Here is a 19,443-nt window from a genome sequence, read left to right as displayed (position 1 = left end):
GCCGCTTTTTTCGTAGCCGAGTCTCTCCAAGACTCGTATTGAAACCCTTGAATCGCTCCTCCATCGGGCCGCAATATCGGCCGCAATATCGGCCGCGATATCGGCCGCAATGTTCAGATGCGAATTCGAATCTCCCCGAGGCTGGGCTTCTATTCACGCCGATAACGGCAATCCAGCCCATGCAGCGGCTTTCCCCTAGAGAGGGGGGCTCCGCCCACGGAATTCTGGGGCAAAGTCATTTTCGCCTCCTAGTTTACTCTTCTTTTCCAGTTAAACTCTGGATGTTTGCCTCGATTCGGGGGTTTGCTGAACGAACATCTTTGCTGAACTCACATCTTTATAGAACTCACATCGAGGTGCGCTGGCACCCTTCCCGCTCAACCATACTGCTTTATGTTAAGAACACGACTTCTCGCTCTCCTGCTCGCTCTCCTGCTCGCATCGGTTGCTTTACCAAACGCCAGTATGGGCCAAGGTGGACCAGCCAATGTGGTGGTTGCACCGGTCTCTAAACGGGATTTGTCGGCCCATCGTGCTTTTGTGGCAAACGTCAAACCGTGGCGGCATGTGACGATCGGTAGTGCGGTCGACGGTCGAGTGTTGGAATACCTCGTCAAGGGTGGCGAGGCAGTAGAAAAATCTCAGCCGCTTGCTCAACTCCGTACCAAAACGATCGAGATTGAAATTGCCGCTGCCGAGGCGGAGGTGCAACTTCGAGAAGCGGAACTTCAAGAGCTCAAGAACGGATCTCGAGCCGATGAGATCGCTCTTGCCGAAGCGCTCGCCGATGTCGCGAAGGCGAACAACGAGTACGCGAAAGCGAAACTTCAGCGGGCTCAGCGTCTGTACCGAGAGGCAACGGGGATGTCGCAAGATGAATACGAAGCGGCCCGTGCCGAATCGTTGGTCGGTGTCGCGAGAGTTGCGGAGGCAGAAAGTTCTCTGCGACTTGTCAAAGAAGGACCGCGTCAAGAGACGATCGATCAAGCGGCCGCTCGTGTCGAGGTTCAAAAACAAGTTCTTGCAGGCTTGAATGATCGCAAGAACAAATACACGATTCGAGCTCCATTTGCAGGATTCGTTTCGGCCGAGCTGACTGAAACGGGAGCTTGGGTGAAACAGGGGGACCCGGTGGCCGAAGTGGTCGAGATCGATCCGGTGGAAATCGAGGTTTACGTTCCTGAAACAGGTATTCGTTTTGTGAAACTTGGTGGCAGCGTGAACGTCGTTGTCGAAGCGTTACCCGATCAGGTTTTCGAAGGTACGATTGAGCGAATCGTGCCGCTGGCGGACAATCGAGCGAGAACGTTCCCGGTCCGCGTCCGGGTTCCCAATCCAAAAACGAACGGTCGGCATGCTTTGCTTCCTGGCATGTTAGCGCGAGTCAGTTTACCCGCTGGATCACTTCAGCCGCGTTTGTTGGTACCCAAAGATGCGCTACAGTTTGGTGGCGAGAATCCGATTGTCTATGTCGTTGTCGAAAACAAGGCGGCGATGGTTCCAGTTCAAATGGGGCCATCGAGTGGTCAATGGGTTGCGGTCACGACGCTTGGGCCAAAGCAACTACAGGAAGGTGATTTGGTGATCACGCGAGGCAACGAGCGGCTTCGTCCCGGCCAAGACGTCATCATCAATGAAATCCAACCGGAAATGCCGTAGAGTTAGGCTGGGTCGACCAACGGCAGACCCGGCATCCGCAGCTGGTCTTTATCCGACCGTCATTATCGTTTCTTGCCGGGTCTCCCGTTGGGTGACCCAGCCTACGCCGAACCGCACCAAACCTTCATTCATCTATGCACCCCATCGAAGCTTGCGTCCGTAACCCTGTGAAAGTCGCCGTCGGGGCGCTGCTGCTGATTTTGTTCGGATCGATTGCCCTTTTCCGAATGCCGATGCAGTTGACGCCAGAGGTGCAAATTCCAACATTGACGATTACCACCAGTTGGCCTGGAGCGAGCCCGCAGGAGGTCGAACGCGAGATCATACAAGAGCAGGAGGAACAGCTCAAAAGCGTCGAAGGGGTCACAAAGATGACCAGTGAGTCGATGGACAGTAGCGGTACGATCGCCATGGAATTCCTCGTCGGGACCAACATGGAAGAAGCCCTTTTGAAGGTAAACAGCCGCTTGCAGCAGGTTTCGGAGTACCCCGAAGAGTCCGACGAGCCGGTGATTTCCACCAGCAATTCTTCCGACCGTCCAATCGCTTGGTTGATCCTTAGCTCTAAGCACGCAACGCTCGAAGAGATCCAAGCGTTTGCAAAGGAGCATCCCGAGACCCAGCAGATCCTCGCCCCGATTCTCAGTGCGAGCAATGCGGGCGTGCGGTTACTTCGCCTTCGAGCTGCAGCGAAAGAGCATCCTGAAGTTGCCCCGCTGCTTCCGCCCGATTTAGACGTTCCGAAGATGCGGCGGTTTGCAGAGGATTTTATCGAAGCGCGACTGGAACGAGTAAACGGGGTTTCCAATGCAAACGTACTCGGCGGATTGATCGATGAGATGCAAGTCATTATCGATCCTCAAAAACTTGCCGCCCGCAGTTTGACGATTGATGATGTTCGCCGAGTTCTAAGAAATCAGAACCAAGACACATCGGCAGGTGATTATTGGGAAGGAAAACGCCGTTACGTTGTGCGGACCCTTAATCAATTTCGGAGCCCCGAGCAGGTCGAGGAGCAGGTCTTAGCGGTCCGTGATGGAATGCCGGTCTTTATCAGCGATGTGGCTGAAGTGCGACTCGGATACAAGAAGCCGGATGGCTTGGTCCGCCGGTTTGGCGAGTCCTCGATCGCGATCAATGCCCTTCGGGAAACGGGGGCGAACGTGCTAGATGTGATGGAAGGCATCAAGCAGTGTGTGGACGAACTCAACAGCGACTTGTTGCCGGAACGAGGTTTGCAATTGCTGCAGGTCTATGACGAAACCGAGTATATCGAATCCTCGGTCCAACTGGTGAACCAGAACATTGTGGTCGGTGGTACGCTGACGATGTTGGTGCTAATGCTGTTTCTGCATTTGCAAGTTCGTACGTTGATTTTTGTGCCGGTGATCGCTGCGGCAACGATTGCTGCGTTAACTTTAAACCCTTGGTTCGCGGCGCTGACGCTGACGCTGATTTTGGTCGCTGGGTTCTGGTTCGCTCGAGGTGCGTTGGTCGTGGGGCTGGCGATTCCGATCAGTATCATCGGTACGTTCTTAATGCTCAATTTGTGGGGACGCTCCCTGAATGTGATCAGTTTGGCCGGGATGGCGTTCGCGGTTGGTATGTTGGTCGACAACGCTGTCGTGGTGCTGGAAAATATCTTTCGACACTATCAAGACGGCGATGGTCCGTTTGAAGCAGCGATTCGTGGCACGAAAGAAGTATGGGGGGCCGTTTTGGCTTCCACGTTAACAACGCTCGCGGTGTTTTTGCCTGTCTTGTTTGTTGAAGAGGAAGCAGGCCAACTCTTTCGTGATATCGCCTTGGCGATTAGTGCTGCGGTCGGCTTGTCTTTGATCGTTAGTATTACGCTGATCCCGACCGCTACCGCGCGGCTCTTGAAACAACGTTCAGAAACGGGTGCCGAGAAGGGTAAACCGAAAAAGCCGAGCAGGTTTTCTGGTGCCCATGTACGATTCACGCACCGAATGGTTGCACCGTTGGTCTGGGTTTCTTCACTGTTTGTTTCGGCGACCGTCGGGACCAACCGCTTTATCCAAGCTAGCTTGCTGAGGCGTTTGTCGTTTGTCGTTTTGCTGCTCGCATTGACCGCGACGGTAAGTTATCTGCTTTGGCCAAAAGTCGAATACCTCCCTTCGGGAAACCGAAACCTCGTCTTTGGCATTATCCTGCCTCCGCCAGGCTACAACTTGGATGAATTGACCCGACTCGGTGAGATCGTCGAAGACCACTTGAAGCCATACTGGGACATCAACCTTGACGATCCAGACCAGGCCGAATTGGAATACCCCGCGATCTATGACTTCTTTTACGTGGCCCGAGGGCGTCAAGTGTTCGTCGGTGTTCGCTCGGTCGATCCGCAACGCAGCGGCGAACTCGTGCCTCTGATTCAAAGTGTTGCACCCAAGTTGCCAGGTGCGTTCGTGATCGCAAAGCAGTCGAGTTTGTTCGAGCAGGGACTGACGGGCGGACGAACGATCGATGTCGAAATCACTGGCCCCAATTTGGAAAAACTCGTCGCACTCGGCGGCCAAGTCTTAGGACAAGTCGTTGGTGCCCGAGGTGAACCGGTCGTGCCGAACGCACAAGCACGTCCCGTTCCCAGTTTGGATTTGTCGAACCCCGAAGTCCATGTGCGCCCGAGGCTAATGCAAACCGAACAGATGGGAGTCAACGCGACAGGTCTTGGCTATGCGGTCAACGCGTTGGTCGACGGAGCGTTTGCAGCGGACTATTACATCGGTGGTGACAAAATCGACCTGACGATCATCGGCACAACCTCGCAAGCGAATTCGTCGCAAGCTCTCAAATCGCTTCCAATCGCCACTCCAGGCGGCCAACTCGTTCCGCTTGAATCGCTTGCCGAAATCGAACCATCGAGTGGCCCCGAACAGATCAACCATCGTGAACGCCAGCGGGCAATCACGATTGAGGTTTCTCCGCCACCCGAAATGGCTCTGGAAGACGCACTCGGGCGGATCGAAGATCAAATCGTGAAACCGATTCGTGAATCTGGCCAATTGGCGGGAGGTTATCAGATCCAACTTTCAGGGACCGCCGATAAACTACGCGATACCTGGTTGGCGCTGCGCTGGAATGTGCTGTTGGCACTATTGATTACGTACCTGTTGATGGCGGCTTTGTTTGAAAGTTGGATCTATCCGTTGGTCATCATCCTGAGTGTCCCGCTCGGTGCCGTCGGAGGAATTCTAGGCTTACGGCTACTGGGCGTGTACTTGAAATGGCAAGGCATGCTTCCTCAACCACTTGATGTGTTGACGATGTTAGGCTTTGTTATCCTGATTGGAACCGTGGTCAACAACGCGATTCTGATTGTCCATCAAGCGCTCAACCTTATGAACGAAGGGCACTACCAGTCAAAAGACGCTATTCTGGAAAGCGTTAGAACGCGAGTGCGCCCGATTTTGATGACAACCGCTACCACCGTGTTGGGTTTGCTTCCGCTCGTGTTGTTTCCTGGATCCGGTAGCGAACTGTACCGAGGTTTGGGGAGCGTCCTGTTGGGCGGTCTGGTCGTATCGACCTTCTTCACGTTGGTGTTTGTCCCCACGCTATTCCGCATTTTTATGGATATCAAAGAAGGGCTTGGTAGGAAAATCGCTAACCGCTAGTACACGCGAATCAACCCGAAGAGCGAACCCATTGGGAAAGCACTAGCGGTATCAAATTATCGTTGGATCAACGGAAATGTAATGCGGTCGATCGCGATGTTCACCCCGTCGATGGTGGTGAGACGACATTGCTGGACCAACGTTTCAAGCCGCTTGTTGCCGTTATTCACTCGCTTCGAGAACGCCGTGGTCCTCCATGCACGCGTCGGTGACGAAAGAAGAAAAGGCTAGCCCGGATGATTCATTAGCCGTTTTGGCGATAGCAGACTGTTTTTCGAGCAATGAACGTAAACGCTTTAAGGCGTAGACGTTAGCAAAACAATTTGCAAGCCCATGAAAAATCCGGGCTAGCAACCCAGTGGGATACCCTGACGACGCATCCCGTATAAGTTCCATAAGTTCCGTTTGGTACATGTTTGCTGCCTTATTGCTGGAAAACGAAGCTTCTCTCCATTTGCTAGCAAAGCAATTGCAAATCTTTTCGTGAAACTTGCCAAATACGACTTGGTACTTTTTCGCAACTTTCGTTAAACTGCCAAGCTTGTGTAGCCGAGCGGCAATGCCCAGGATCGCAACCGAGTCCGTTCACAAGAGGTGATCGAGTCGGTGTTGTGGCATCACGAACGGTCTGCACCAGAAGGCTCACGTAGGAGTTTTCACAACGAAAGTGCCGTTTTTGCGAGCGGCAAGGCCCGCACAGGAGGGAACCCATGCCAGGCGAATCGTTTCGATTTATTCATGCCAGTGATTTTCACCTTGAAGCACCACTCGGGGATCTTGATTCGATTCCGAGCGCACTTCGTGAGTCGATGGCTGATGCGCCGCGTCGGGCGGCGACGGCCGTTTTCGAAGCTGCGTTGGTTGACAATATTGATTTTTTGGTCCTTAGCGGTGATCTTTTGAGCCCAGCCTCGGCGGGACCTCACGGTATGTCGTTGTTACTCGACTACTTTGAGAAGCTCAATGCGAAGAAAACGCCCGTTTTCTGGGCTGCCGGAGTCGCGGACGACCCGCAAAGGTGGCCTGAGGCGGCTCCCCTCCCCCCCAATGTGACGCTGTTCCCCAAAAACCGTGCGATTGCAGTGCCGGTGGAGCGTGCGGGGCGGACGATTTGCATGGTTGTCGGTCGCAGTAGCGAAGGTCGCTCGACGCTGCACGTTCCGAGCTATCGAGTCGAACCGACCGATGAGTACACCGTGGCGATTGGCTATGGTGCTTCCGATGCGGATGCGCTTGCCGAAGGACGTTTTGATTACTGGGCACTTGGTGGCAGACACAACCGCGTGCAGCTCGATGGCGGCGGCGAAGGGGCTGCGGTTTATTGTGGTTCACCCCAGGGGCGATCGTTGTCCGAGCCCGGGCCACATGGCTATTCAGTCGTCGATGTCGATGCAGAGCAAACGACCCGTGTTCGTGCGGTCGAATGTGATGCATTTCGATACTGCTACGAAGAGATCGATGCAACGGAAATTGCCGCAGTTGGCAGCGTCCGCAATCTGCTCGGCGAACGGATTTCTCGACTCCAACACGAAAATGGTGGCCGCCACCTTTTGATCGGCTGGGACATTTCGATCTCCAGCGGTGATAACCTACAAGCGATTGGTGACACCGAAGAGTTACTGAACAGTCTGCGCCGTGATTTTGGTGCTGGGACTCCTGCAGCATGGACGGCCTCGCTAGTCGTTCGACCGCCCAAGCAGTACCCCAAATCATGGAACGATGAAGACACGATCTTAGGCGATTTTTTGCGTGCAGCCGAGAAGCATGGTAAGGCGGATGGTCGCGATTTAGATCTGTTGCCGTTTAGCGAAGAGCATGAAATGATTAACCGTACGACGGCGGCACTTCTTACCGACGTCTCGCCATCCGCACGCGAAGAATTACTCGACCAAGCCACTTTGCTTGGCGTCGAGCTACTGCGTGGCGGCAAACCGAATCTCGTGTCTTAGGAAAATGGATTTATCATGAGAATCAAAGACATACAAATCGACGGTTTCGGTGTCTGGACCGGCCTTTCGGTCGACTCACTTTCCGATGGAATGACGTTATTCTACGGGCCGAACGAGGCAGGGAAAACGACGCTGATGCAATTTTTGCGTGCCCAGCTTTACGGATTTACATCCGATCGGCGCGAACGCTATCTGCCGCCCGTTTACGGCGGAACCCCAGGCGGAGCAATTCGCGTCACCGGTCCAGGCGGCGGCTACCAAATTCGTCGTACTAGCCAATTGACCGATTCGGGCGTGACGGGCCAATTGACGGTTACCGGCCAAGATGGATTGGCGCAGGGTCAGCATCGATTGACGAGTCTGCTTGGTCAAATCGACGAACCGATCTTTACGAACGTGTTCGCGATCGGCATTCGAGAATTGCAGGAATTGAGCACTCTCGATGACACATCGGCGGCCGACGAACTGTACAAACTCTCGAGCGGACTCGACCGAGTTTCGCTCGTCGATGTTTTGCGAAGTTTACGCGATGGTCGTAAGTCGATGATCGGAAACGAGAAAACGGCTGATACCGAAGAAACGTCTAAGATCGCTGGCATGATCCGAAAACGAGAAAAGTTGCGAGACGAAGTCGAACAGCTAACTCGCCATGGACGCCGTTGGAGTGAGCTGGCGAGCCTCCGCCGTGCTCAGCAGCAGGAGATCGAACAATCCACCGAGCGAATGGGCGTTTGGGAGCGAGAATCACGATGTGTCGAGATTGCGACAAGTGTTTTTGACACTTGGAAACAACGCGATGATCTGGCCAAGCAGATTGCCGAAACCGAGAAGCTGTCGCAACTCCCCGACGAAGCGCCTGGTCAATTGGTGCAAATCGAGGCGATGGTCGAAGATAGCAAGGCAAAGATCGAAGAGGTCAAAGCCAAACGCCGCGAAATCCGCGTCAAAGCCGAGCAATCTCCTGTTAGCAAGCGGCTGTTTGATCTACAAGGCCGGATCGAAGCAGCCTCCGAACAAGCGACTTGGATCGAAGCGCTCGAAGAACAAATGGAACGGCTCGATGGACAGATCGAGAAGGCTCGGAAAACGCTTGAAGCGGATGCAGATCGCTTGGGGATGGACGAGTCGGACCGGGCCGCTATCCTCGAAGGAGATATGTCCAAACTTCCCGACATGTCGCGGCAAACACTCGCAGCGCTTTCGGTTCCCGCCAAACGAGTGAAGGAAGAAGTCTTTCAGCTCAATCAAGCTCGCGGTGAAGCCGCGGAGCATAAGGCGAAAGCAGAAAAACTGGCTGTCCAACTTCAGGACGTCTTATCGCGGGCGCATGCGACAAATTTACAGCAAGCGATTCGCGAGCAAACCGATCTGATTTCGGCGCTTCGAAACCGTATCCAACTCGGTGAGCACTTAGAGAAACTAAAACGTCACTACCGTGACCTGGAAAAGGAATCGGTCAACTTGACGACCGATGAAGCGCTTCCTATCGACCGCTTAATTTTGTTGTCTGTCCCCTTTATATTTGGTGGCATTGCGCTCGTTTATGGCGTCACGAATCTGCTGCAACTCGATTGGTTCACAGCCGATCCGGATCCGACTTGGGGTATGTTATGCTTGATGGTCGGATTGATGAGTATGTTGACGTACTACTTCGGTCGCGAAAATGGAATGCGGTCAACGTCGCGTGACTTGGACGACTGCGAAAGGCAGATTGATACGCTTCGAAAACAGATCCGTGAGCTTGAGGCGGAACGAAGTGACGTCGATTCGTCGCTTCCGACCAGCAGTGAATCATTGGAGCTACGCATCCGCGAAAGTGAGCAATTGCTTGCTGAACTCGAATCGTCGCTGCCAACCTACCACAATCATGAAGCGGCGATGCAGTCTTACAAGTCTTCCCGCATGCGTGCTACGAAAGCGGCCGAAGGACTCAAGGATGCTCGCCATGAATGGGCGGAAACGCTGGAACGTTTGGGCCTAAGTGAGTCGATGTCTCCGTCGAGCGTCCGTAAACTCGGGGATGGCTATGAAATGTTGCAACAGAGCCGCCGTCGGCTCGATGAGTTGCAACAAGAGAAGGACCAACGCAGACGAGAGCGGCAAACGATCGCACGCCGAATCGAATCACTCTACTTCGAAGCTCTCGATTTGTCACAGGAACAAGCAAGTTCGTTGAGCGGTTCGCGAGGCGATCATGACGATTCGATCGACAATCGGGCGAAACACCAACGCCGAAATGAGCCGCGCCGTGATGAGCCGCACCAAGTCGACCGTCGCCGAGATGAGCGTCGCGATGGCCGTGAAAAGGATGGGGCCACTCGTCGTGTGCATGCCCGATCCAACCCGCTCGATCAGTTGAACCATTTGCACGAAGAATTGTCACGGCAACAGCATTGGATCAAACGACGCCGCGAATTAAAAGAACAAGATCAGAAGTTGAAAAAACAGCAAAGCTCCTATTTTCGTGCTATCCAACGAGGCGAAACGCAACGCCGCGCTCTGTGGGCTAAGTGCGGTGTCGCAACGCCTGAACAGTTCTATGCTTTAGTTGATAGCAAAGCGAGTTTGGTCGACATGCGTAAGGAGCACGGGGAGTTGGAGAAGCAGGTTCGGTCGATCATCGGGACTCACGTCGATTACGATGCGGTCGCTCGTGAGATCGAGGGCGCTAAGATGAGCGATATCGAAAAACGCTGGGATGCGTTGACGACACGCATGACCGAAACCGAAGCACGGGTCGCCCAGTTGCGTATTCAGCAAGGTGAGATCGCGCAAGAGATGAAGCAGCTTGGCGAGGATAGCCGTTTAACATCGGCTCAACTTGAATTGGGATGCGTCGAACGAAAAATCGCGGCGGCGGTTCGCCGTTGGCAAACCTTGTCGATGGCGAGTTCGTTGTTGGAAGATGTTTGTGGTACGTTCGAACGAGAGCGGCAACCGGAGACACTTCGCGAAGCATCGTCATTTTTGACTCAGTTGACCGATGGGAAGTACAACCGCATTTGGACTCCGCTTGGTACCAATCAGTTAAAGATAGATGATGCGAACGATAAATCACTGCCGATCGAAGTGCTGAGTCGAGGGACCCGTGAAGCGGTCTTTATCGCCCTACGCCTTTCCTTGGCTGCCGCCTATGCTCGACGCGGAGTCATGCTGCCTCTCGTTCTCGACGATGTGCTTGTCAACTTTGATGGCGACCGTGCAATTGCTGCGGCCCGAACGCTCAAAACATTTGCCGAGCTCGGGCATCAAGTGCTGATGTTTACCTGTCACGAACACATCGTCGAAATCTTCCATGAAATCGATGTCGAGGTGCGTTTGATGCCACCACAAGGACATCCCGGCCGTGCCGAGATTCTGCAGCCCGAGGAGATTGTTGAAGAAGCGTATGAGGAAGAGGATGCCTACGAAGAGGAAGAAGTCGAAGATGAGCCGGTAACGGAAGCCGAGGCTGAAGAGCCAGAACCAACGCCAGAGCCAGAACCGATGTTGGAAGAGCCAAAAGCGAAGCCAAAGCCAAAGATCGTCTATGTTGAAAAACAACTGAAACGGCCTGAACCGAAGGTGATCGTGATCGAGGCGGAAGCACTGCAGCCAAAACCCGAAGCGCCCGAGCCCGAAGCGCCCGAGCCCGAAGCGCCCGAGCCCGAAGCGCCCGAGCCCGAAGCGATTGAGCCGGATCCGACCGAGCCCGAACCCACCGAGCCCGAACCAACGCGGCCAGATCCCAGACCGGTTTCGATCCGCTTGCCACGGCCAAAGGTCACTTACGTTGAAGAGGAAGAGGTTTACGAAGACGAGCCTGAACCGTCGATCGGTTGGGCTTGGTTTGAACGTGACGCGGAGCAGCACGGGGTAGCCAAAGAAGAAACCATGGCTGCGATTGCACGCCGCGAATGGACGGTAGCGTCCGATCCAAATACCGACAAGCATTCAGATGACGATGAGGTTTATGACAAAGCTGGTCCTTGGTGGCGAGCCAATCAAGATTGATTCGGTAGGACTGTAGGCTGGGCCGAGTCGCGGAAGCGGCGCAGACCCGGCAAGCAGGCAGGACCGATCCGATGATGGGGACGCCGTGGATGCGGGGACTGCCCCCGCCGACCCCATGCCAGCTAAGTTCAATCTTCCGTTTAGCCGGAATCGTTCTTTCTCCTCCCTGCGTAGGAGGTCAAGTGACGCCCTTAAGGCGTTCGCGAGGGAGGGGGCCGGTACGGCACTTGCACGAAGCAGATCGCGTAAGCCCCCGCTCCCGAACGAGGCTTACGCCCGTTCGACCTCCCCCCAAGCTTCGCTTGAGAGAGGTTGTATGTTGTTAGCCATGTTGCACTGAAAAGCGGCACGACCTCGTAGCCAGGGAGGGTGGGAGAGTGGGCCTTTGTTGAGTGGGCCGAGGAGAGGGCTTCCAGTGACGCATCGCGTTCGAAGCAGCGTGCAAGGATGCCCGAACTTCGTTTGTTAAGACGTGAAGTCGACGCAATTGCATCACTTGATGGGAATGGATCTGTTGGCCGTCGACTCCGTGTACAGCCCACCCACTTTTCTACGAAATCTCTCTTCCGCTCTGCCAATGAATGCTGCTAGTATCGGGGCGAGTTTGGCTATACGGACATGGCTAAAACGCATTTCCGATCCCGTTTTATGCAGGCGTCACGGATGATCCGATTCCCCTGGACCTTAACGTATCTTTCCACCTTTATGCTTTCCACTTCTGTGTTGCTGCTGACGGGCGAACTATCCGCCCAGCAAAATGGTGGAGCGACGGTGCCGTCTTATGCTCGTCAAGCCAACGCGGCCCAACAACCGGCTGCGCCCAATGCCAGAATCGCATCCCAGCAGACATCTACCGGGACGCCGCAGCAGGAGCCACAACCGCCGTTTGCACCATTAACGGCTGCCCAGCAAAACCAACTCAATCAACTCTTGTTAGCTTGGCAACAACAGAGCCGGGCCACAACAACGCTAGACAGCAAGTTTCAACGCTGGCATTTCGACAACCAAGCGGCTCCTGCTGGAGTTCATGCGACTCGAGCGGATGGCGTGATAAAATATGCTTCGCCCGATAAGGGCCTTTTTCGGGTTGATTCTCTGGTCTATTACCGAGGCATGGAAGCGGGCAAACCGAAGTTTGAGCCTCAAGAGGGAATGTATGGTGAGCATTGGGTTTGCAATGGTAAACAGCTTATTGAGTTTGATCGCAGTGAGAAGCAATGTAAGATTCAGGACCTTCCACCTGAGATGCAGGGGCAGCATATCTTCAACAGTCCGTTACCGTTCGTGTTCAACCTAGATGCGGTTGAGATCCAGAAGCGATACTGGGTTCGACAAGTTGCCGCTCCCATGGAAAGCCTCGTCCTAATTGAAGCTTGGCCAAAGCGTCAAGAGGATCGTGCTCAGTATAAGATGGTGCAAATCGCGCTTGACAAGGAATCGTTTTTGCCAAAAGCGCTAATTATGTATGCGCCCAACTTCCACCCGGTCAATGCAGCGAAATGGGACCAATACGAATTTGTGGACATGAAGCGCAATGGAATGGGCAATGCGATCTCTAACTTCATGCAGAATTTCATAAGTGACCGGCCACCATCCGATTGGACGGTTCACCGCGAGAAGTTCAGCCCCGTCGTCGATCCACCGCCACAAAGTGCACAAGGCATTTCGCAAAGCGAACGGCGATAGGCGTACCGGTTGAGCCGGGGTGCTCAAAAGTCGCGGGTACGAAAACCGTACCTTGCATCGTTTATGTTCTCTCTGCCAACGCCGTTAGCATAGAGAAGAATATCTGGAATAAAAACTGCGTAAACCAAATTCTGTAGACACCGCAGTTTTTGAGCACCCCAAACCCAGCCTCGTCATCGTCGCCACCGCGACGGGATGACAGCCTGCGATTCTCTGGTGTCAACCCCAGTTTCTTGTGAAACCAGTCTTGTTTCACCACGGTCATTTTTCGTATGACTCAACCACCTAGGCCAGATTCTTCAGGTGGCCTGCTTTTAGGAATAGACCGGTGGGTAGAATTCTTTGCGTTGTGAATCAGAAAGGAGGCGTGGGTAAAACGACCACTGCCGTCAACCTTTCCGCTGCGCTAGCGATTTCAGGCAAACGTTCTCTGCTGCTTGACATGGACCCCCAATGCAATGCCACCGGATCACTCGGATTTGACCCGAGTGACGGACATGCCATGATTAGTTTGGAGTCGATCGAAGAGAAAATTCTTGAAACCAAGGTTGAAAACCTCTCGATGATCCGCGGCAGTCGGACGCTGCAGGACGTTGATCGTTTGGCGGCAGCTGGCGAAAGCGAGACCGGCCAAGTCCGCAAGCACCTTGATTCGATCATCGACAAGTTCGAATACATCCTGATTGATTGCCCGCCAAGCGTTGGACCGCTGACTCAAACAGCTTTGTCCGCCAGCACGGAGGTGCTAATGCCGATCCAATGCGAGTACTTCGCGATGGAGGGACTGACTCAACTCATTCAAATAATAAAAAAGGTAATTGTCGCCACCGACGGCAGACTGACCTTTGGGGGAATCCTACTGACAATGTATGATCCCTACTTAGAATTGACCCGTGAAGTCGACGAGGAAGTCCGTGACTTCTTTGGCGATATCGTTTTTGACAGTGTCGTGCCTCGGGACGTTTCGCTATGCGAAGCTCCGAGTCATGGCCAAACCGTGTTCCAGTACGCACCGCGATCCCGTGGCGCGTTCGCTTATACTCAATTGTGCATGGAGGTGCTCGAGCGTGACTAGTGCAACAAACAATAAGGATCGACGTTTAGGAAAAGGGCTGGCCGCTCTGCTAGGAACGCCACTCGACGAAAACGATGACATCATACGTGAACAGACCAGCGATCCCACCACCGCCAAAATCCAGGCTTTGGAGCTTCCTGTTGAAGAGGTTCAAAACAACCCCTTTCAACCTCGACGCGAATTCAATCCCGATGAGATCGCATCGCTCGCCGAGAGCCTGAAAAGCCACCAGCAACTACAGCCCATTCTGGTGCGTGTCGTCGATGGGAAATACCAACTCATTAGCGGCGAGCGGCGTTTGCGAGCAACGATCCATGCGGGACTTCCGACGATCCGGGCGGAGGTCCGTGAAGCGGACGACCGCTTGGTCGCCGAGCTTGCGATCATTGAAAACCTACAACGCAAAGATCTTAATCCGATCGAAAAAGCGCTATCGTTCAAACGCTACATTGACGAGCACCAGTGCAAGCAAGATGACCTGGCTCGACGGCTTGGAATCGATCGCAGCACGATCGCCAACCTGATGCGATTGCTGGAACTGCCCGACACGATTCTGGATTCGCTCCAAGCCGGTGAGCTGACCGCCGGGCACGCTCGAGCTCTGCTACCGATCGGTGACGAGGAAATCCAGCTGCGAACCGCTGATAAAATCAAAGAGGATTCCTGGAGCGTTCGAGCGACCGAAGCACATGTGGCTCAACTATTGAAGGCCGAAGAGGACGAGGAGACGGGAAAAAAAGTTGTCAACGCGACGCGGCAAAAACGGCGGTCCGTCTCACCACAAGTCGAATCGATGCAGCAGGAGATGCGGATGATTCTGGGTACCAAAGTCGAGATCAAAAGTTCGGCTCGAGGACGCGGGAAAATCACTATCCACTTTACCGATCCTGACGAGTTCGAACGACTGCGAGAAATCCTTTCCGAGGCAGGTCGGCCGAAGTTGAGGGTTGCGGGTTGATTCATGGGGCCACTGATTCATGGGGCCACTGATTCATGGGCCACTGATTCATGGGCCCACTGATTCATGGGGCCACAGCAGCCTTCGGATTGCTAGCACGGATGTGCTAGCAACATTTAGCTGGCCCCGCCGCTGATGACCTACGAGCGGTGCGAACATGATCCACCGGTCCCCCGAGAGAGGCGATAGGGGGATTCAACGCTGCCAGAAATAACAAGGAGCTACACCATGGGATTGCTATCGAGATCGAGCCGCGGGCGAAGCTCACGGTCCGTCTTCAGCTACATCCCATTGATCCGCTGGATTGGACCGCTTTTCAGTATTGGTGTGATCGTGGTCAGTTGCTTGGCTGCGTTGACCGGTCGAATCGACTTGACCGTCTTTGATACGAGCGCTGACGACCAGGAGGAATCGACCGAATTGGTTAGCCGTTCAGGCGACAGGGGCGAAGGTCCCCTAACGACTGCACCCCGGTCAATGGACTCGATTCGGATTGCGACATTCAATATCCAAATGTTTGGCGATCGTAAATCGTCGACGCGGACCATTGCGGAGGTCCCCGGTGTCGACGTGATGGGCACGATTTCCTCGATTGTCGGCCGTTTCGATCTCATTGCCATTCAAGAAGTTCGCGACGACAACATGACCGTCGTCCGACGGCTTGTGGATCTGGTTAATGCAGATGGCGGCAGCTATACCGCCAGCGTCAGTGCACCTGTTGGTGATGCTCGCAGCGGAGATCTTCAATCCTATGCATTCGTTTGGGACTCCACTCGAGTGCAGATGATGTCGGAGCCCTATGTCGTACAAGATACGGCAGATCGAATGCACCGCGAGCCGATGGTGGGGACCTTTCGAACGATTCTGGATCCTTCGATCCACGATGTTCCGAACCGGGAACCGTTTTCGTTTACCATCATCAATGTGCAAAATGATCCGCGTGGCCCAGTCACCTCATTCGCAGCCGATCGGACCAACCTCGAATTGAACGTACTGGATGACGTCTTTGTTCGCGTTCGCGATTTCGAGTTCCAACGAACAGGCGAAGAGGATTGCATTCTGTTGGGGGATTTGAATGCGGGGCCAAGCCAGCTAGAAGAGTTGTCTCGAATCCCCAACGTCGAGTCGGTCGCAGGCGATATCAAGACCGATGTGTTGAGGCGTTCAACCTTGGATCATATTCTGCTAGATCGCGCGATGACGACCGAGTTCACGGGTCGGACAGGAGTGATCGATTTCCGGCAAGATCTGGGGTTGACCGAAGCGCAGTCCAAACTGATCAGCGACCATTTGCCGTTGTGGGCCGAGTTCAGCGTTTACGAAGCGGAGCGAATTCCGGCGGTTGCTCGCCGCCAGCCCTAGGGGGGTTGAGTGTAGCCTTTAGGCGAATTCCATAAGGCACGCACATCGGCGAATGTCCGGACTCCCACGGCTCATCCAACGAAAAAAGCGGGGTGAGTCTCTTGAAAGAGTCTCACCCCGCCTCGATTCTTTTCCCTTGCGTCCTACGATTTTGATTCAATCACAATCGACTTGTGATCCTGAATCGGTATCGTATTTAGCATCCGCATGCTGGTGCAGCAACTTCGCAGCCACAAGCTGGTGCTGCGTCGCAGCCACAGCTGCTGCCACAGTTGTTGCCACAGCTGAATAGCTTGCGAAGAAGACCGCGGATTGGGCCTTCGCTTGGTGGGCAGCAAACAGGAGCTTCGTTGCATCCGCAACCACAACCCATGTCCGAAGCCGAAGCAACCGAACCGCCACAGCAAGGAGCTGGAGCACATACTTCAACGGGGACTTGCTTGCAAACCACTCGTGGAACGCACTTGGTTACTGTGTAAGGCTCGCAAACTTTACGGCACTTAGCAACCTTGACGATCTTTGTGAAGCATTCTTTACGGCAAGTTGTTTCGCAAACGGTCTTGGTGCGGCACTCAGGAACCATTTTGCATACCTTGTAGGAAACTTCCTTGGTGCGGCATTCTGGAACCATCTTGCAAGTCGTGTACGTGCAAGTCTTGCTGCGTGGTTCGCAAACCATTGTGCAAGTTGTGTAGTTCACGTCTTTGCTACGGCATTCCTTAACCATACGGCAAGTCGTGTAGTTCACGGTCTTGCTGCGTTGTTCGCAAACCATGTTGCAAACCTTGTAGGAAACTTCCTTGGTGCGGCATTCTGGGACCATCTTGCAAGTTGTCCAGTTGACAACCTTGCTACGGCACTCAGGAACCATGCGGCACACGGTGTAGTTGCAAACCTTGGTTTTGCATTCTGGAACTTTGCGGCATACCGTGTAAGGTACTTCGCGAGTTCGGCATTCACGAACGTACTTCGTGCAGGTGACTTCTTTGGTTTCGCAAGTTGGAACCCAAACCTTCTTCGTGCAAGTCGTTGGGCAACCTTGAACGCACTCGGTGCGGCAGATGCCGGGAGTGTAAACGCACTTGCATGTGCAAGGATCGTATGTCCAAGTGCCTGGTTCGCGAACGGTTCGCTTCATCATCTTACCAGGAATTTCCGTCGTGATCGTGTCCCAATGTCCACCCTTGACTTGAATCGTCTTGGTGTACTGCTGGGGAACCATCACGCTGTAGTTCTCGGTACGAACCTTTTGCTCTCGCACGGTGTTGTAAACCGTGTAGTTGATCGTACGCGATTTCTGTTCGCGAACAGGAACCATGACGGTGTAGTTTACAGTCTTGCTGTGGTTTTCACGCACAGGATTCATGACCGTGTAGTTGATCGTCTTGGTACGAGTTTCCCAAACAGGCTTCTTGACGGTGTAGTTGATCACCTTTTGGTGAGTCTCGTATACCGGCTTGCAAACCGTGTAGTTGATCGTCTTGGTGTGCGTTTGGTAAACAGGTTTACGCACGGTGTAGTTGATTACTTTTTCGTGAGTTTCATGAACGGGCTTCATGACGGTGTAGTTGATCGTTTTGGTACGAGTTTCGTACGTAGGAACGTTCACCGTGTATTGAACTTCACGAGTAACCGTTTCAGGAACCATGCGGGTTCCCGTCACTTCTTTGTCTTCGTAGTAAACTTCGTTTCGCGTACGATAACGAGTTTCTTGTACTTGTTCGTAAACGGTTTCTTGAACGTTACGCATGACGGTGTAAGTACCACCGGCAACCGCGCTGCCGTCGACAATGGAGCCATCATCGACAACCGAACCGCCACAACCTTCATAGCTGACAGCGCCACAACAAGCAGCGCTGGCGGAATTAACCCCAAAAACGATCGACAGGATCGTCATTGTGGGTAACAAAAATCTCTTCATCTTTACATTCTCCACTAGAATCAAAATACGGGTGTTGCTAGGACGCAGCTAACTAAGCCACCGGAGCACCCGCCCCTCGGCTTTACATCTCAAAGGAAGCTTCAAACCATTTGCGAAGGAGCTTAAGCAGTTCATCCGACTGGCCAACACACTCAGATGTTATTCGTCGTGTTGGAAGGATGGATCAACTGCACCGACTCGGATAGCAAGGCAAATATTCCTTGATGCACAGACTACATCGTCTACGTCCGAAGAATTGAATACGTAAACCGGTTTGCCAAGGTAAAAGATTCCGTTTGTGCTGACCTATTGCGACGACGGTTCCGAGATTGTCAACTTTAACGATTTTGACGACGCCCCTTGCAAAGGGTGTGAACGCCAGACCACCACCGTTTGCTGACAGAATGGTGATAATCAGAATGATCGCAATTTGCAAAATGCGAAAAGGGAATCCAGGCTTGACCGCTGGGCAATATTCCTTCTGCAATTGGGGACTTGCTGGACCCTGTCCAAAGACGCTTTTCGCTCGGACAACCGAGCAACAATCGCAGCACACGTTTTGATGCGTTGCAAGAGAATTCATCAGAGTTCGCTGCATTTTTTCGACCTGCAGCCGGCGATCCGCCAAGAAACGAATGATTGCTGGATTGCAATTCTTCGGTGTACGCCATACGAGCCAATCGAGAAGTGTTTTGTTGGTGCAAACTCAAACCGATCGACGATTATCTTTTTCACCGGGACATCTCTCGGTGCGACCTCAGCGTTTTTTCTCCCACCCATTCTTGCCATGATGGCATCAATCAATGAACACAAAGTACCGTCACCGATATTTTCTGTTTGGCTTACTGTTGGTTCTCTTTGGAGTCCAATTCAGGATGATTGACACGTTTGTCTTAAACGAATCCACAACTCGCACATTGGCTCGATTCAAAGAGACGAGCACGGCTTCGAGCGGGTCGATGGTCGATTCGATTTTCCTGCAAGTCCATCCCAAGCCGATGAAGCGTGTCCAGCCGCCACGGTGGATTGGATTATCGATGATCGCACTTGGAGCGGTCATTTCGCTGCATGCTGTCGCAGTACCAAGTCAAAATCATTGACAGCCGCTCAGAATCTAGAACCAATCATTGCGTCAACATTTTCAAAAACCAAAGCATGGAAGCCGTCGGTGGAAGAAATCGTTTCGAAGGAAACGATGCCCTCAT

At 53.5% G+C, this 19,443-nt stretch carries 11 protein-coding genes; 9 read left to right on the top strand and 2 right to left on the bottom strand.

The annotated features are described in order from the left end of the window. Positions 1-393: 393 nt before the first annotated feature. The 8 genes from Q31b_RS07595 to Q31b_RS07560 all read left to right on the top strand — a co-directional run bounded on the left by Q31b_RS07595 (position 394) and on the right by Q31b_RS07560 (position 16,317). The gene (locus Q31b_RS07595; RefSeq protein WP_146599079.1) at positions 394-1,659 is read left to right on the top strand and encodes an efflux RND transporter periplasmic adaptor subunit; all 1,266 of its coding nucleotides are present in this window, start codon (positions 394-396) and stop codon (positions 1,657-1,659) included. A 134-nt stretch (positions 1,660-1,793) separates the two neighbouring features. Beyond that, entirely contained in the window at positions 1,794-5,294 is a 3,501-nt protein-coding gene (locus Q31b_RS07590; RefSeq protein WP_146599078.1) for an efflux RND transporter permease subunit, read from the top strand. Positions 5,295-6,004: 710 nt separating this feature from the next. Next, positions 6,005-7,243, top strand: a complete 1,239-nt coding sequence (locus Q31b_RS07585; RefSeq protein WP_146599077.1) for a metallophosphoesterase family protein — start codon at positions 6,005-6,007, stop codon at positions 7,241-7,243. A 15-nt stretch (positions 7,244-7,258) separates the two neighbouring features. Continuing rightward, entirely contained in the window at positions 7,259-11,236 is a 3,978-nt protein-coding gene (locus Q31b_RS07580; RefSeq protein WP_146599076.1) for an AAA family ATPase, read from the top strand. 705 nt (positions 11,237-11,941) lie between these two features. After that, positions 11,942-12,922: a TIGR03009 domain-containing protein gene (locus Q31b_RS07575; protein ID WP_146599075.1), complete on the top strand. Its 981-nt coding sequence runs from the start codon at positions 11,942-11,944 to the stop codon at positions 12,920-12,922. Positions 12,923-13,271: 349 nt separating this feature from the next. After that, the gene (locus Q31b_RS07570) at positions 13,272-13,997 is read left to right on the top strand and encodes a ParA family protein (RefSeq protein ID WP_231617378.1); all 726 of its coding nucleotides are present in this window, start codon (positions 13,272-13,274) and stop codon (positions 13,995-13,997) included. Next, a complete protein-coding gene (locus Q31b_RS07565) occupies positions 13,990-14,955 on the top strand; it encodes a ParB/RepB/Spo0J family partition protein (RefSeq protein ID WP_231617377.1) in 966 nt (321 codons plus the stop codon). Before Q31b_RS07570 ends, Q31b_RS07565 begins: the two co-directional genes overlap by 8 nt. Before the next feature lie 228 nt (positions 14,956-15,183). Beyond that, complete coding sequence (locus Q31b_RS07560; RefSeq protein ID WP_146599072.1) at positions 15,184-16,317, top strand: endonuclease/exonuclease/phosphatase family protein; 1,134 nt, start codon at positions 15,184-15,186, stop codon at positions 16,315-16,317. Between the two features lie 196 nt (positions 16,318-16,513). On the opposite strand, the gene Q31b_RS07555 is transcribed toward Q31b_RS07560, so the two are convergent. Then, positions 16,514-18,238, bottom strand: a complete 1,725-nt coding sequence (locus tag Q31b_RS07555) for a hypothetical protein (RefSeq protein ID WP_146599071.1) — start codon at positions 18,236-18,238, stop codon at positions 16,514-16,516. A gap of 184 nt (positions 18,239-18,422) precedes the next feature. Beyond that, on the bottom strand, positions 18,423-18,821 hold the full coding sequence (locus tag Q31b_RS07550; RefSeq protein WP_146599070.1) for a hypothetical protein: 399 nt from the start codon (positions 18,819-18,821) through the stop codon (positions 18,423-18,425). 220 nt (positions 18,822-19,041) lie between these two features. Here Q31b_RS07550 and Q31b_RS07545 point away from each other — a divergent pair, with 220 nt between their 5' ends. Beyond that, entirely contained in the window at positions 19,042-19,338 is a 297-nt protein-coding gene (locus tag Q31b_RS07545; RefSeq protein ID WP_146599069.1) for a hypothetical protein, read from the top strand. Positions 19,339-19,443: the final 105 nt, after the last annotated feature.

It is taken from the genome of Novipirellula aureliae (assembly GCF_007860185.1).
In the GTDB taxonomy this organism is placed as follows: Bacteria; Planctomycetota; Planctomycetia; order Pirellulales; family Pirellulaceae; genus Novipirellula_A; species Novipirellula_A aureliae.
The sequence above is the reverse complement of the archived record's forward strand: the minus strand, read 5'-3'. Positions and strand labels throughout refer to the sequence as shown.